Raw genomic sequence first — 15,134 nt, forward strand, 5'->3', positions numbered from 1 at the left:
GCCGAAAGGCCGTCACTCGCCCTCTCCACCCATGTACTCGTGCGACTTGCCGTGCGGTGTTTGTTGCGTGGGTGGCGGCTTGCCGCCGCCGCGCGCGGCCTTGCGGCGCATGTACCAATAGTGCGCGCGATCCAGGTAGAGATAGACCACCGGCGTGCTGAACAGCGTGAGCATCTGCGACACCACCAGCCCGCCGACCATCGCGTAGCCCAGCGGCCGACGCAGTTCGGACCCCGCGCCGTGCCCGAGCATAAGCGGCAGCCCCGCCAGCAGCGCGCACATCGTGGTCATCATGATCGGGCGGAAGCGCAGCAGACACGCCTCGTAGATCGCGTCGCGCGGAGACATGCCGCGCTCGCGCTCGGCCACCAGCGCGAAGTCGACCATCATGATGCCGTTCTTCTTGACGATGCCGATCAGCAGGATGATCCCGATCAGCGCGATCACGGTGAAGTCGTAGCCACCCAGCATCAGCACCAGCAGCGCGCCGACGCCGGCGGACGGCAGCGTCGAAAGAATCGTCAGCGGGTGGATATAGCTCTCGTAGAGCAGCCCCAGCACGATGTACACCGCGATCAGCGCGGCGGCGATCAGGTAGGGCTGCGAAGCGAGCGACGCGCCGAATGCCTGCGCGGTACCCTGGAACGCGCCGCCGAGCGTGCGTGGCCGCCCCATGCCGGCCAGGGCCTTGTTGATGGCCTCCACGGCGTCACCCAGCGACGCGCCCTGCGCCAGGTTGAACGAGATGGTCACCGCCGGGAACTGCCCCTGGTGGCCGATCGCCAGGTAGGCCGTGCGGTTCGTGTCGATCTTCACGAACGACGATAGCGGCACCTGCTCGCCGGTGATCGGGGACGTCAGGTAGAGCTTGTCGAACAGGCGCGGGTCGTCCTGCAATTGTGGCGTGGCTTCGAGGACCACGTGGTAGCTGTTGATCTGCGTGAAGTACTGTGCCACCTGGCGCTGGCCGATCGCGTCGTAGATCGTGGCGTCGATCAGCGCCGGTGTGATGCCGAAGCTCGACGCCCGCGCGCGGTCGATCGTCAGCATGGCCGCGGCCGCGGAGTTCTGCTGGTCGGACGCTACGTCGGCCAGTTGCGGCAACTGGCGGAACCGCTCCAGGACGCGCGGCGCCCAGTCGTTGAGTTCGGCGAGGTTGGCGTCGGTGAGCGTGTACTGGTACTGCGTGCGCGACAGCCGCCCGCCAACGTTGATGTCCTGTCCGGCTTGCAGGAACAGGTTGGCGCCCTCCACCTTGGCCAGCTTCGGTCGCAGCCGCGCGATGATCTCGTCAGCCGTGGCCGTGCGGCCTTCCTCCTTCGGGCGCAGCGCGATGAAGAAGTTGCCAGTGTTGACCGTGTTCTGCCCGCCGGTCATGCCGACGGCCGAGATGTCGGGGTCGCTGCGGACCACGTCCGCCAGCGCCACCATGCGCGCGTTCATCGACTTGAATGATGCGTCCTGCGCGGACTCCGCGGTGCCGAACACGAAGCCGGTGTCCTGCTGGGGAAAGAAGCCCTTCGGGATGATCACGAACAGCACTACCGTGGTGGCCACGGTCAGCAGGAACACGCACAACGTCAGGAACTGGTGATCGAGCACGTGATCGAGCCCGCGCCGGTACGCACCGAGCATCGCATCGAAGCCGCGCTCGAACATCAGGTAGAGCCGTCCGTGATGGCGGGCGTGGGCCGGGTCGTGCGGCTGCAGGAATTTTGCGCACATCATCGGCGTCAGCGTCAGCGAGACGATCACCGATACCGCGATCGTCAGCGTCACCGTGACCGCGAATTCGCGGAACAGCCGGCCGACGATGCCGCCCATCAGCAGCAGCGGGATGAACACGGCCACCAGCGACACAGAGATCGACACGATCGTGAACGCGATCTCGCCGGCACCCTGCAGCGCAGCCTCCAGCGGCGACATGCCCGCTTCCACGTGGCGATAGATGTTCTCAAGCATCACGATCGCATCATCGACGACGAAGCCCACGGCAATCGTCAGCGCCATCAGCGACAGGTTGTCGCGGCTGTAGCCCAGCAGGTACATGCCTCCGGCCGTGCCCAGCAGCGCCAGCGGCACGGTGATGCTCGGGATCACCGTGGCCCATACGTCGCGCAGGAACACGAAGATGATGCCGACCACCAGCACGATGGTCAGGATCAGCGTGAACTCGACATCGGCTTCCGAGGCGCGGATGTTCTGCGTGCGGTCTGCCAGCACGTTGACGTTGACCGCGGCCGGAATCGAAAGCTGCAGGCGGGGTAGGGCGGCCTTGATGCGGTCCACCGTGGCGATCACGTTGGCGCCCGGCTGCTTGGTCACGGCCAGGATGATCGCGCGGCCGTTGTGGAACGTGTTGTCAGCGGGGGCGGCGGCGCCGGCGAACGCCCAGCCCGCGAGCCGGTTGTTCTCCGGGCCATCCACCGCCACGCCGACATCGCGCACGCGCACCGGGGCGCCGTTGCGCCACGCCAGCACCATGTCGTTCCACGGCGCCGCGCGGGTGATCTGGTCGTTGGTGTAGACGTTGAAGGCCTTGGTCGCGCCATCGGTGGCGCCGGTTGGCTGGTTGACCGTGGTCGCCGCGATCACGCCACGGATGTCTTCCATGCTCAGGCCCATCGACGCGAGCTTGGCCGGGTCTACCTGGATGCGCACGGCCGGCTTCTGCTGGCCGCCAATGTTGACCAGGCCGACGCCTTCGATCTGCGAGATCTGCTGCGCCAGGATGTTGTCGGCGAAGTCGTTGACGGTGGTCAGCGGCAGCGCGTCGGACTGCACCGCCAGCACCAGGATCGGCGCGTCGGCGGGGTTGATCTTGCGGAACGTCGGGGGTGTCGGCAGGTTGGACGGAAGCTGGCCGCCCGCGGCGTTGATGGCGGCCTGCACGTCCACGGCGGCGGCGTCGATGCTGCGGTTCAGGTCGAACTGCAGCGTGATCTGCGTGGTGCCTTGCGCGCTGGTCGACGTCATCTGCGACAGCCCCGCGATCAGCGAGAACTGCCGTTCGAGCGGCTGCGCCACGTTCGACGCCATCGTCTCGGGATTGGCGCCCGGCAGGTTGACTGTGACCTGGATGGTCGGAAAGTCCACTTGCGGCAGCGGGGCGATCGGCAGCAGTGGCCACGCGGCCAGGCCAACGAGCAGCAACGCGAGCGCCAGCAGCGATGTGCCGATCGGCCGCTTGATGAAGGTGGCCGAAATACTCATGGGTGGCTCATCGGAAGGCTCACTGGCGTACGGCGGCCGTGGCGCTGGCGGCGACAGCAGGGGAGGTGGCGGCAGTGGACTCGGCGGCCGCCCCGCCAGTCGGTGCGGTGCCTGGCCGCGCGGGCGCCTCGGCAATCAGCGAGCCGGGCTTGAGCTTGTACTGGCCATCGGCCACCACGCGCTCCCCGGCCTGGACGCCCTTGGCGATCACGGCCCGCGCGCCCTGGAGTTCCGCTACCTCCACCGGCTGCAGCTTCACGGTCTGGTCCGCCTGCACCGCATAGACATAGGTACCGGCATCGTTACGTTGCACCGCGGACGCCGGAATGACCACCGCGCGGTCACGCTGGCCCAGCACGAGCCGGGCGTTGACGTACTGGCCCGGCCACAGCAGGTGCTTCGGATTCGGAAAGCGCGCCTTGAGCTGGATGGTGCCGCTGGTGGTGTCGATCGTGTTGTTCAGCAGGATCAGGCCGCCGTGCCCGAGGTCGGCGTCGGTGCCGCGCTCGTGGGCGAACACCACCAGTGGCGACTGGCTGGCTTGCATCGCGCGGTTGATGCGGCCGAAGGCGTCGTCGGGCAGCGTGAAGACGACGTCGATCGGGTCGATCTGGCGGATCACGACGAGGCCGGTGGTGTCGGTGGCATGGACGATATTGCCGGGGTCGACCAGCCGGGCGCCGACGCGGCCGGAGAGCGGCGCCGTGATGGTCGTGAAATCGAGCTGCACCTTGTCCAGCGCGATCTGCGCTTCGTCATTGCGCACGGCGGCGGCAAGCTGGTCGACCAGCGCGCGTTGGGTGTCGAGTGTCTGGCGCGTGGTCGAGTCGACCTTGATCAGTTCTTCGTAGCGTTTCAGGTCCAGGCGAGCGTTGGCAAGCTGCGCCTCGTCGCGCGCCTTGGTGGCCTGCGCCTGCTGCAGTTGCGCCTGGAACGTGCGTGGGTCGATCTGCGCCAGCACCTGGCCTTCCTTGACGTCCTGGCCTTCGACGAAGCCAACGCGCTCGAGCTGCCCGTCCACGCGTGGCTTGACCGTCACAGTCTGCATGGCCTGGACTGTGCCGACGCCGGTCAGGCCAATGTCCACGTCCTCGCCTTGCGCCGCGGCCGTGGTAACCACGATGGCCGGGTTCGCCTGCGGGGCCTTGGGCGGGAACAGCCATCGTCCCAGTGGCCTGGCAACCAGCCAGACCACCACGATGGCGATGACGACGTACAGGGCTATGGCCAATGGCCGCCGGCGGGGGGGAGGCGAAGCAGACATGCGTGACATTGGTCGCTTGACTCGACAAGCATAGTCCGTGGCTGTCATGTGAGATATGACCGCCTTATTACTGATTATTTCAGGCTCACGATGTGACTCGCGCGTCAAGCCTCGGGCCCTTGCGTGGGCCTCCATCCATTCTCCTATTGCGCTGCCACGATGTGCAGCGTAGAAGATAGGCGGGAGGCCGCAATTCGTGGCCCGCGGCCTGACACAACAACGAAAGGGTTAGAGGAAAGGGGTAGACCATGGAGACTCAGGAAAGCGCCCTCGTCTTGGCACTGCTGACGGCTCCCGTCCGCGTCACGATCTGCCGGGCCCTGCTCGAGGCGGGCGAGGAAGGCATGTCCGCGGCGGAGCTGGCCGAACTGGCCGGCCTGACGCTGCGCCACGCCGCGCACCACTTCCAGGAAATGACTCAGGGCGAGATTCTGGCCCTGGCGATTCGCGACCGCCGTGTCTGTTATACGCTCAAGGCACGCGTGGCTGTGCGCGAGGCGCTCGGCTACGTCGACGCCAGCGGCATGAATTGACGCCACAGCGCGGTCTTGCCTGACCCTGCTGTGTACAATCCGCCACACTTCTGGCGGCCCAGGTCAACGGCGGGCCTCGTCTTGCCGTTCAGATCATGGTGATAGTCAGTCATACTGAATCGGGAACATCACAGTGAATCTCACCAACCGGGCCGTCACATTGCCGCTCTGGGCAATCCTGTATTTCGTCCTCGGATACTTTTCGCACAAATTCAATGGGCCGTTCACGGCCGCCGGCTACATCTGGCTGCCGGCCGGCGTGACCGTGGCCGCTTTCATGCTGGCGCCGATGCGCCGCTGGCTCGGGCTCGGCCTGGCGTTCCTGGTGGCGCAGATGCTGCTGGGCATGGTGGAAGGGCGCGATGCGTTCCGGATGCTGCTGTTCTCCCTCGATGAGATTGGCTTCGCGGCGCTGGCCGTGGCCGTGATCCACCTGACCAAGTTCTCGCTGGAAGGGCTGGCGTTCCTGCGCGGACTGCTGCTGGCTGGCGTAATCGCCAGTGTCGGCGGGGCGGTCATCGGCGCGGGCTGGTTCTGGCTATTCCTTGATGTGCCGTTCTGGGCTACCGCCAAGGTGTGGGCCGCGGCGGACTTCGTCGGGGTGCTGATCGTCACGCCGGTCTTCGCCGGATGGGCGCGTTTTCGCGCCGCACGTTCGGGCGGCCGCCAGCCCGGCGAGTTCTTCTTCGGCCTGGCCGCGCTGGCATGTGTGCTGGCCACCGCTGCACTGGTGTTCGACGGCACGCGGATCGCGCAGCTCTCGCTCGGCGTGGCCTATGCGCTGACCTATATCCCGTTGTTCTTCGTGGCCATCGTGGCGTTGCTGCTCGGTGGGCGTGGCGGATCGGTCGCCGTGGCGTTGCTGACCGTGCTCGTGCTGGTCAATACGGCGCAGGGCGACGGCCCGTTTGCCGAAACCGCGCTGTACCACGGCGACTCCCTGTTGATCGCGCAGCTTTACCTGGCCGTAGCCGCGCTGCTGACGCTGCTGATCAATACGCTGCGAACGGCGCGCGAGCAGACGAACGCGCAGGCCGCCGCACGCCAGAATGACGTGGAACTGGCGCTGGCTGCCAGTGGGCAACTCGTCTACCGCCTTGATCCGCATAGCGGGCGGCTGCGCTGGAGCGGCAGCGTCGAACGCGCGCTGGGCCTGCACGACTCGGCGTTGTCCACGCTCGACGATGTCCTGGCCCGCGTGCATCCGGACGACCGTGCCGAGGTGCGCCGCCGCTGGCTGCGTGAGTGCGATGGCGAGACGCGCGGTGACCTGACGTTCCGGCTCTTGCTGCCGGCGGGCGCCACCACGACGATCGTCGACATGAGTGGCCCGCTGCTCGACGGCGACGATTCCGTCGCGTTGATTGCCGGCGCATGGCGCGTGATCGCCTCCCACGACACGGAAGGGCGGCGCGCGGCATGACAACGCAACAGGCTCCACGCATCGGAGCCCTGCTGATTCACGGCTTGGGCGGTACCCAGTACGACCTCGGGCCGATGCACAAGGTGCTGCGCCGCGCGGGCGTGGAGACGCACGCCGTCACGCTGCCCGGTCATGGCGGCGTGCCCGAGGACCTGTTGCCCGTGGTGGCGGAGCAGTGGATTGACGTGGTGACCCAGGCCTACGACGAACTGGTCGGCCAGTACGACACGTTTCATGTCATCGGCATGTGCATGGGAGCGCTGCTCGCGCTGGAACTGGTCGCGCGGCGCCAGCATCGCAAGGGCCAACTGGTGGCGCTGGCCGCCCCGGTCTATATCGACGGCTGGTCCACGCCGTCCTACCGCTGGCTGCGGCACGTGGTCTATCACCTGCCGGGGCTGCCCACGCGTATCAAGGTGGAGGAGAACGAGCCGTTCGGCATCAAGAACGACCTGGTGCGCGCCATCGTCAAGGCCAAGTTCGAGCGCGGCGACAACTTCCACTATCGCTGGGTGCCGTTGACCTGCATCCGGCAGGTGGACCGTCTGCGCCGCTGGGTGCTGGACAGCGCGCACCGCGTGCCTTGCCCGACGCTGGTCGTCAACGCGCGCGAGGACGAGCTGACCACGTTGCGCTCGTACGATTTCCTGCTCGGCGCGGTGCCGCAGGTGCGGGGTGTGGTGCTCGAGAACAGCTATCACATGATCTGTGTGGATAACGATCGCGAGCAGGTCATCGCCAGCGTGCTCGAGTTCCTGGGGCTGGAGGCGTCCGCCGGCAGACCCCGCGCGCGTCGGTCGGTGGAGATGCCGATGGCTGCGGAAGCCGTCGCCACGCTGGTGGGCGAGTATCTCTCCGCGCTGACCACGCGGCATTTCGAGACCGTCTATCCGCTGCTCGATCCGGCCATTGAATGGCGCCATCTGGGTGAGCATCCGCTGGCAGGGGTCTATGCAGACCGGGATGCCGTGATCGGTCTGTTCCAGCGCGTGGAGCAACTGGCTGGCGATAGCGTACGGATCGAGGTGGCCGGCGCGCCGCGCATCGACGGCCAGACGGTGGAAATCGACATCGCGGCGTCGTACCGGTTCGACGGTCAGCCGATGGATGGCCGTGGCACGCAGACGCTACGACTAGCCAACGGCCGCATCCGCGCGGTCGAGTACCGTCCCGAATCGGCGGCGGACAGCGATGCGCCGCTGGTCCGCCAGGCGGGCTAGAACACGCGGCCCAGTTGCAGGTAGATATTCCACACACCCTGCGGCGCCGCCGCGACGCCAAAGTAGAGCGGGCCGATCACGCTGTTGCCGCCGATGAACAGACTGGCGCTGGACTTGTAGGGCCCGCTGCCGAAGTTGCGGCGCCTGAGCCAGACGTCGCCCACTTCGAGGCTGGAGCCGAACACCGTTGTGCGCAGCCCCGGCAGCACGAATTCACGCAGTTCGTTCAGGTACGTGATGCGGCCGTAGAGCAGGTAGTTGCCCGAGAACTGGTCCGGCGCATAGGCTGACAGGCGCTGGAATCCACCCAGCGTGAATCCCAGGCCGCCACTGACGCTGCCGGAGGTGCGGTGGTCGTTGTAGGTCATCGCCCCCTCGGCCGCCAGGTTCAGCGTATGGCGCCCGTAGCTGCCCGCCCACAGGGCCTTGCCGTGGACGTCGTCGAAGCTGTTGTCCGTGCCGCCGAACGATAGCTGGTTCACCGCATTGAAGTAGTAGCCCTTGCGCGGAAAGAGCGGGTCATCGAGCTGGTCGATCGTCAGTTCCGCCCGTACCACCGGCTGCTGCACCGAGGCACTGAATTTGCCGTTGCTTGACGCGCCAATCAGATAGTCAGAGTAATAGCGGACCTGCTGATAGTTCGCGCCGACGCGGAACTCGCCCAGCCTGCCGATCGGCAACCCGAGGTCGACGCCTGCCAGCGCCGTGTCCACGCGCACGGCAGTGAGCGGCGTGGTGCTGCGGGTGGGGCTGCTGTCGGGGTAGATATCGACGTGCTTGCGGCCGTATTCGAGGTATGGCGCGATATAGAACCCCAGCCGGTCCAGCACCGGTTGGCGAAGCTCCGTGTGCCACTTGGCCTGGGTGCTGCCCAGCACGATGTCGTTGCGCCACTCCAGACCGCTTTGCGTTAGCCACGGATAGCGGTGACCCAGTTGCAGGTTGAACGCGCCCTTGCCGTCGAACGTTGTGGACATGCCGAAGCCGAAGAGCAGGAACTGCGGCCCCCACGATTTCTCCTGCGCGTCGATCTTGAGCACGGACCGGCCGTTCTCGGTAACCACATCCTGCGTCACGCTTTCGAAATTGCCGGTGGTGGAGAGCTGCGAGAGGTCGCGGTTGATCGCTTCGGCGTCATAGGTGTCGCCTTCGCGCGTGCGCAGATACTGCTTGATGTAGGTGGGCGGAATGCGCCCCGAGGCATGGATCTCGATGGCGTCGATGCGCTTGGGCTCGAATCGCGCGCTATGCGTTTCCCGGGCGGCGATGTACTGGTCCCACGCGTCGGGCGGCAACGCGAGCGCGGCCAGCCGTGGCGCGATGCCTTCAGCCGCCGTGTAGCCAAGCTGCACGCCACGGCGCGCATTGGAGAAGTCGGTGAACGACAGATCGCCGAGATCGGGTTCCAGCAGCACATCCCGCTGACCCAGCAATGCCTTCTGCGCGGCGAGATTCTGGTTCATCAGGATCGTCACCATTTGCTGGGTGACGGCCGCTGGCGAATCGAGGTTGGAGGGGTCGTCGAGTGGCGAGGCCACATTGACCGCGATGACGATATCGGCGCCCATGTCGCGCGCCATCTGCACAGGCAGGTTGCTGACCAGGCCACCGTCCACCAGCGTGCGCCCATCCACCTTGAACGGCGCGAACAGGCCCGGCACGGCCGCGCTGGCGCGGATTGCGCGCGGCAAGGACCCTTTCTCGAGCACTACGGGCGCACCCGAGCTGAGGTCCGTGGCGATGGTGCGGAATGGAATGGGCAGTTTGTCGAAATCGATGTCGCCGGGCCACGGGGCCGTCCAGTCCTGCAGCAGTGCCAGCAGCCGGTTGCCCTGCACCAGCCCGCCGGGCAGCTTGACCTTGCCGTCGCCATAGCCGACCGAGAGGCCGATCGGGTATTCGAAACTGTCCTCGCGCAGCGTCTGCGGCAGGTGCGCGCGTTCGTTACGGTCGAAGACGATGTCGCTCAGGTTGATCTGCGATAGCCGGGTGTCGAGTTCGTTTGCCGGAATCCCGCTCGCATACAGTCCGCCGACCACCGCCCCCATGCTGGTCGCCGCAATGCAATCGATTGGCACGTGCATCTGTTCCAGTGCCTTGAGCACGCCAATGTGGGCATAACCGCGTGCGCCGCCGCCGGACAGCACCAGGCCAATGCGCGGTCGTGCGGCATCGGCGGCGGAGGTGTGGCTGGCGCTGCACTCGGCGTAGGCCTGCTGGAACAGGCCCGCAATGAGCAGGCAAAACAAGGGCAGCCAGCGCAGCGGTGCGCGGCGCGGCCCGGAAACGAGTCTCGACATGATGGCGGTGCCGGGAGGGGAACGATCGACAGCGCCGGGCGGAGGCAGGCCGCGAATACGTCGCGATGCCTCCGTCTGGCGCCGACAGGGCGGACGGGGAAATCCACCAGGCAGGAGTTTAACCGGGTGGGCGGGACTCGGGCGGCGGCGTGTCTGGCGGCGTGCCTGGCTGTGTCATGGGCCCCCACACGGCATCGGCGTGTTCCGTCTGGAACCGGACCGCGGCCAGGTCCATCGTGAAGAACATCCGCTCATGCGTCAGGGTCTGGCCCAGCGCCGAGCGCCGGACCATGTCGAGCACGTCGGGATTCATCCCGACCAGCCAGAGCATGACGCCATCCTCCTCGCGCAGCACGCGTTCGGCATCGGTCAGCATGTGCAGCGCCGTGTATTCCATGTCAGAGACGGCGGTCAGGTCGAGCGCGACCACCTTCGGCTTGTCGTGCAGGATCATTGGCCGAAGTTTGTGACCGATACGCCGCGCGTTGACGAAGTAGACGCGCCCCTCGGGCCGTAGCATCAGCAGGCCGGGCACGGTCTCGTCGTGTGGGTGCGCGTCTGATTGCGGACGGAATACGTTGGTGCCGGGCTTGCGCGCCAGCTTGTAGACCGGCGGATCGGAGGTCTGATAGGCCAGGGCCAGCATCGATACGACGATCGCCACGACGATGCCCTGCAGCGTGCCCAGGGCCACCACGCCAGCCAGGGCGACCAGCGCCCAGATGAATTCGGTGCGGCGGATGCCAAGGATCGCCAGAAATTCGGCCGGCTTGATCAGAGAGACGGAGTAGACGATGACCACCGCGGCCAGCGTGGCTTCCGGCAAACGGCCGACCAGCGGAGCGAGCAGCAGCATCGTGCCAAGCGCGGCCAGCGCCGTGACCAGGCCGGCCAGTTGCGAGCGCGCCCCCGACAGCCGGTTGACGGCGGTCTGCGTCGTACCTCCGCCTGCGGCCATCGCGCCGAGGAACGCGCCGCCGAGGTTGGCCAGTCCGGTGGCCGTCAACTCGCGGTTCGCGGCGGGCGCGTGCTCGCCAACCTGGGTGAACGCTCGCCCGGCGGCGATGGTCTCCGTGAAGCTCATCAGCGCGATACCCAGCGCTTCGGGCCACAGCCGTTCCATCATCGTAGGGTCAGGCAGGGTGACCGGTGGCAGGCCGGTCGGCACCGCGCCGACGATGGCCACCCCATGCGCGGTCAGGTTCAGCAACCACACGCCGATGATGCCGACGGCCACCGCGATCAATGGCGCCGGTGCACGTGGAAACCGGTGCTCCATGCCCAACAGCAGCAGGACCATAAGGATGCCGACCGCGGCCGTGGCGACGGATGCGTGAGGAATGTTCTGGATGATCGCCAGCACATTGTGGAAAAACGGGCCTTTCGGGAAATGCATCCCGAGCAGTTTCGGGATCTGGTCCACCACGATGACCAGCCCGATGCCCGCCTTGAAGCCAATCAGCACTGGCTCGGAGATAAAGTCGGCCACGAAGCCCAGCCTCAGCAGCCGGGCCACCAGCAGCACGGCGCCGACCAGGAAGGTCAGCGTGGCTGAGGCCGTGATCAGCGTTTCGGCGCTGGGCGATGGGCCCACATGCCGGAACGCGGCGGCCACGAGGATTGCCAGTGTCGTGGTGGTGCTGACGCTAAGCGTGCGCGAACTGCCGAGCAGCGCGTAGATCAGCATCGGGGCGAACACGGTGTACAGGCCGACCTCGACAGGCAGGCCCGCGATGGTGGCGTAGGCCAGGGCCTTGGGGATGACCACGGCGGCGGCGGTCAGCCCGGCAATGACGTCGGGCGCCAGCCATTCCTTCCGGTACGTCAGAAGCCACCCGGGGATGGGCAGCGTTGCGGCGCCAGATGACTGACGCCTGGACAGCAGGGGGCAGGGGTGCGACCGCCGTTGTCGTCTCATGGTTCTGTTTCCGAGCGGACTTCACAGAACCTGAGTCTAGGCGCGATCACGGCCGCCGCAAGGACGGCGTGTCAGTGGTCTGGTTACGCGCAGCTCGCCTCGCCCGCCTGGGAGGCCCACTTTGTCAGCAACGCCCGGCCAACGCGCGAGCTGTTGGCGCGGCCGATGGCCTGCGAGATGAAATCGCCGGCACGCACTACGTCATCGAGTTCGATGCCGGTGTGCAAGCCCATGCCGTGCAGCATGTACAGCACGTCTTCGGTCGCCACGTTGCCGGTGGCGCCTTTCGCGTAGGGGCAGCCACCCAGGCCGGCCACCGACGCGTGGAAGATGGCGATGCCGACCTCGAGGCTGGCCAGGATGTTCGACAGCGCCTGCCCATAGGTGTCGTGGAAATGGCCGGACAGGCGGTCGATCGAAAACTCGGCCGCCGCGGCGCGCATGACTTCCTGCACCCGGGTAGGCGTGCCCACGCCGATCGTGTCGGCGATGTCGATCTCGTCGCAGCCGAGTTCGCGCAGGCGGCGCACGACGTCCACCACGGCATGCACCGACACCTCGCCCTGATACGGGCAGCCGAGCGCGCACGAAATGCTGCCGCGCAGCCGCACGCCAGCTTCCTTCGCGGCAGCGGCCACCGGTTCGAAGCGGGCGATCGACTCGGCGATCGAGCAGTTGATGTTCTTCTGCGAGAAGGCCTCGCTGGCCGCGCCGAAGATCACCACCTCGTCGGCACCGGCGGCAACGGCGCCCTCGAAGCCCTTCATGTTCGGCGTCAGCACCGAGTACAGCGTGCCGGGGCGTCGCGTGATGCGGGCCATCACGTCGGCGCCGTCAGCCATCTGCGGCACCCACTTCGGCGAGACGAACGATGCGGCCTCGATGTTGACGAAGCCCGCGTCGGTCAGCCGGTTGATCAGCGCCACCTTGACGTCGGTGGGCACCATCGCCTTTTCATTCTGCAGCCCGTCGCGCGGGCCGACTTCGACGATCTTTACGTACTGGGGGATTGTCATGGGGGTCTCCAGAGCCTGTTTGTCACGCCAGGCCGATGTTATGCGCTGCCCCTCTCCCGCACAGCGGGGGAGGGGAGCCAAAACAGTTAGAAGCCATTTCGAAACGATTCTGGCGTCGTTGCAGGGCCTTGCCGTACTACTTGTACTGTCTGCGGCCCCGCGTCTAGCCAGAACCGCTTCGCTTCATTTTGAAACAGCGTCTTAGGCCGCTGCCTCCGCCAAGGCGAATGCCAGCAGTTGCGCGCCCTCGCTCACCTGTTCGCCCACGCCGTAGAGCACCTCGCTCACCACGCCATCGGCCGGCGCGGCGATCGTGTGTTCCATCTTCATCGCTTCCATCACCAGCAGCGGCGTGCCGCGCGTGACCTTGCTGCCGGCCTCGACCATCACGGCGATCACCTTGCCCGGCATCGGCGCGGTCAGCTTGCCGCCTTCGCCTTCACTCTCGCTGGCGTGCGCAAGCGGGTCGAGCCACTCCAGCACCGTATGGCGGCCGTCGTGGAAGACGTGGAACGTGTCGCCTTCCACGTGCACCTGGCCGTGCGTGCGGCGCGTGCCAAGGTCGACGCGGATATCGTCGGCATTGAACGTGTACGCGAACGGCGCGGCCTGGTCGGCGTAGATCAGCGTGTTCTTGCTGGTGTCGCTGGCGTTGCCCTTCAGCACGGCCTCGAGCTTGTGGCCGCCGCCTTGGAAGTGCAACGTGCGCACGTCGCGGCCGTTCAGTCGCCAGCCGCCCGCGTGGGTCCACGGCGAGTGGCGGTCCGCCTCGTCGATGCGGCGTGTGCGCGTCTCGCGTTCGAGCAGTGCCGCCATCGCCAGCGCGATCGCTTCGATGCCAGCCGTCTTCTGCGGCGGGAACAGTACTGTCTGGTTGCGTTCGATCAGGCCGGTGTCGAGGTCGGCGGTACGGAAAGCCTCCGATTTCACCAGCCGCTGCAGGAAGGCGACGTTGGTCGACAGCCCCACCACGTGATACCCGGCCAGTGCCTGGGCCATGCGCGCCAGTGCCTGGTCGCGATCGCGGCCCCAGACGATCAGCTTGGCGATCATCGGGTCGTAGTACGGGCTGATCGTATCGCCTTCGCGCACGCCCGCGTCAATGCGGACCGCAGCCGGCGCGTTGGCATCGCCGCCGCGCATGAACTGCACCGCGGGCGGCGTGCGCAGGAAGCGCAGCGTGCCCGTTGACGGCAGGAACTGCTTGTCTGGGTTCTCGGCGTAGATGCGCGCTTCCAGCGAATGGCCGTGGATGGCCAGTTGCTCCTGCGCCAGCGGCAGCGCCTCGCCGGCCGCGACGCGCAGTTGCCATTCCACCAGGTCCTGGCCAGTGATCATCTCGGTGACCGGATGCTCCACCTGCAGGCGCGTGTTCATCTCCATGAAGTAGAACGAGCCATCCTGGTTGGCGATGAACTCGACCGTGCCCGCGCCGACGTAACCCACTGCGCGCGCCGCGGCCACCGCCGCCTCGCCCATCGCGCGGCGGCGTTCCTCGGTCATGCCCGGCGCCGGCGCTTCTTCCAGCACCTTCTGGTGGCGACGTTGCACCGAGCAGTCACGCTCGAACAGGTAGACGCAGTTGCCGTGCGAATCGGCAAAGACCTGGATCTCGATATGGCGCGGCCGGGTCAGGTATTTCTCCACCAGCACCTTGTCGTCGCCGAAGCTGGCCGACGCCTCGCGCTTCACCGAGGCCAGCGCGGCGTCGAAGCCATCCCCAGCTTCCACCACGCGCATGCCCTTGCCGCCACCGCCCGCGCTGGCCTTGAGCAGCACCGGATAGCCGATACGGTCGGCCTCGCGCCGCAGCAGGGTGGCGTCCTGGTCTTCGCCGTGATAGCCGGGCACCAGCGGTACCGCGGCCTTTTCCATCAGTTGCTTGGCCGCGCTCTTGCTGCCCATTGCGTGGATTGCAGAGGCAGGCGGGCCGATGAACACGAGGCCGGCTTCGGCGCAGGCGCGCGCGAAGTCCTCGTTCTCGGACAGGAAGCCGTAGCCAGGGTGGATCGCCTGGGCGCCGGTCTCCTTCGCCATTTCGATGATGTGGTCCGCGCGCAGGTAGCTGTCTCGCGCGGCGGCGCCACCAATATGCACGGCCTCGTCGCAGAAGGCGACGTGTCGCGCGTTGGCGTCGGCGTCGGAGTAGACGGCCACGGTGCGGATGCCGAGGCGGCGGCAGGTGGCCGCCACACGGCAGGCGATCTCGCCACGGTTCGCAATCAGGATCTTCGTGAACATTATTGT

Annotated in this window: 9 protein-coding genes; 3 read left to right on the forward strand and 6 right to left on the reverse strand. The window is 66.8% G+C overall.

What is annotated here, in order from left to right:
- Positions 1 to 12: 12 nt before the first annotated feature.
- Both RMET_RS03035 and RMET_RS03040 read right to left on the reverse strand, forming a co-directional pair.
- Positions 13 to 3,213: an efflux RND transporter permease subunit gene (locus RMET_RS03035; protein WP_011515459.1), complete on the reverse strand. Its 3,201-nt coding sequence runs from the start codon at positions 3,211 to 3,213 to the stop codon at positions 13 to 15.
- Positions 3,214 to 3,232: 19 nt separating this feature from the next.
- Positions 3,233 to 4,477, reverse strand: a complete 1,245-nt coding sequence (locus RMET_RS03040; protein WP_104670182.1) for an efflux RND transporter periplasmic adaptor subunit — start codon at positions 4,475 to 4,477, stop codon at positions 3,233 to 3,235.
- Between the two features lie 248 nt (positions 4,478 to 4,725).
- Here RMET_RS03040 and RMET_RS03045 point away from each other — a divergent pair, with 248 nt between their 5' ends.
- The 3 genes from RMET_RS03045 to RMET_RS03055 all read left to right on the forward strand — a co-directional run bounded on the left by RMET_RS03045 (position 4,726) and on the right by RMET_RS03055 (position 7,653).
- Complete coding sequence (locus tag RMET_RS03045; protein ID WP_011515461.1) at positions 4,726 to 5,010, forward strand: helix-turn-helix domain-containing protein; 285 nt, start codon at positions 4,726 to 4,728, stop codon at positions 5,008 to 5,010.
- Between the two features lie 133 nt (positions 5,011 to 5,143).
- Positions 5,144 to 6,433 carry an MASE1 domain-containing protein gene (locus RMET_RS03050; RefSeq protein WP_011515462.1) on the forward strand — a complete coding sequence of 430 codons (1,290 nt, stop codon included), beginning with the start codon at positions 5,144 to 5,146 and terminating at the stop codon, positions 6,431 to 6,433.
- Positions 6,430 to 7,653, forward strand: coding sequence for an alpha/beta fold hydrolase (locus RMET_RS03055; RefSeq protein ID WP_011515463.1), 1,224 nt, complete (start codon positions 6,430 to 6,432; stop codon positions 7,651 to 7,653). Before RMET_RS03050 ends, RMET_RS03055 begins: the two co-directional genes overlap by 4 nt.
- On the opposite strand, the gene RMET_RS03060 is transcribed toward RMET_RS03055, so the two are convergent.
- From RMET_RS03060 to RMET_RS03075, 4 genes are all read right to left on the reverse strand, one after another.
- A complete protein-coding gene (locus tag RMET_RS03060) occupies positions 7,650 to 9,953 on the reverse strand; it encodes a patatin-like phospholipase family protein (protein WP_011515464.1) in 2,304 nt (767 codons plus the stop codon). The two genes, RMET_RS03055 and RMET_RS03060, sit on opposite strands and share 4 nt — an antisense overlap.
- A 118-nt stretch (positions 9,954 to 10,071) precedes the next feature.
- Positions 10,072 to 11,871, reverse strand: coding sequence for a SulP family inorganic anion transporter (locus RMET_RS03065; RefSeq protein WP_011515465.1), 1,800 nt, complete (start codon positions 11,869 to 11,871; stop codon positions 10,072 to 10,074).
- 83 nt (positions 11,872 to 11,954) lie between these two features.
- Positions 11,955 to 12,887, reverse strand: coding sequence for a hydroxymethylglutaryl-CoA lyase (locus RMET_RS03070; RefSeq protein WP_011515466.1), 933 nt, complete (start codon positions 12,885 to 12,887; stop codon positions 11,955 to 11,957).
- Positions 12,888 to 13,088: 201 nt separating this feature from the next.
- The gene (locus RMET_RS03075; protein ID WP_011515467.1) at positions 13,089 to 15,128 is read right to left on the reverse strand and encodes an acetyl/propionyl/methylcrotonyl-CoA carboxylase subunit alpha; all 2,040 of its coding nucleotides are present in this window, start codon (positions 15,126 to 15,128) and stop codon (positions 13,089 to 13,091) included.
- Between the last annotated feature and the right edge of the window lie 6 nt (positions 15,129 to 15,134).

Origin of the sequence: Cupriavidus metallidurans CH34 (assembly GCF_000196015.1) — a bacterium.
Classification (GTDB): domain Bacteria; phylum Pseudomonadota; class Gammaproteobacteria; order Burkholderiales; family Burkholderiaceae; genus Cupriavidus; species Cupriavidus metallidurans.

Coding starts and splice junctions, on each gene's coding strand:
- RMET_RS03035 (WP_011515459.1), bottom strand. CDS start 3,213: ATGAGTATTTCGGCCACCTTCATCAAGCGGCCGATCGGCACATCGCTG.
- RMET_RS03040 (WP_104670182.1), bottom strand. CDS start 4,477: ATGTCTGCTTCGCCTCCCCCCCGCCGGCGGCCATTGGCCATAGCCCTG.
- RMET_RS03045 (WP_011515461.1), top strand. CDS start 4,726: ATGGAGACTCAGGAAAGCGCCCTCGTCTTGGCACTGCTGACGGCTCCC.
- RMET_RS03055 (WP_011515463.1), top strand. CDS start 6,430: ATGACAACGCAACAGGCTCCACGCATCGGAGCCCTGCTGATTCACGGC.
- RMET_RS03060 (WP_011515464.1), bottom strand. CDS start 9,953: ATGTCGAGACTCGTTTCCGGGCCGCGCCGCGCACCGCTGCGCTGGCTG.
- RMET_RS03065 (WP_011515465.1), bottom strand. CDS start 11,871: ATGAGACGACAACGGCGGTCGCACCCCTGCCCCCTGCTGTCCAGGCGT.
- RMET_RS03070 (WP_011515466.1), bottom strand. CDS start 12,887: ATGACAATCCCCCAGTACGTAAAGATCGTCGAAGTCGGCCCGCGCGAC.
- RMET_RS03075 (WP_011515467.1), bottom strand. CDS start 15,128: ATGTTCACGAAGATCCTGATTGCGAACCGTGGCGAGATCGCCTGCCGT.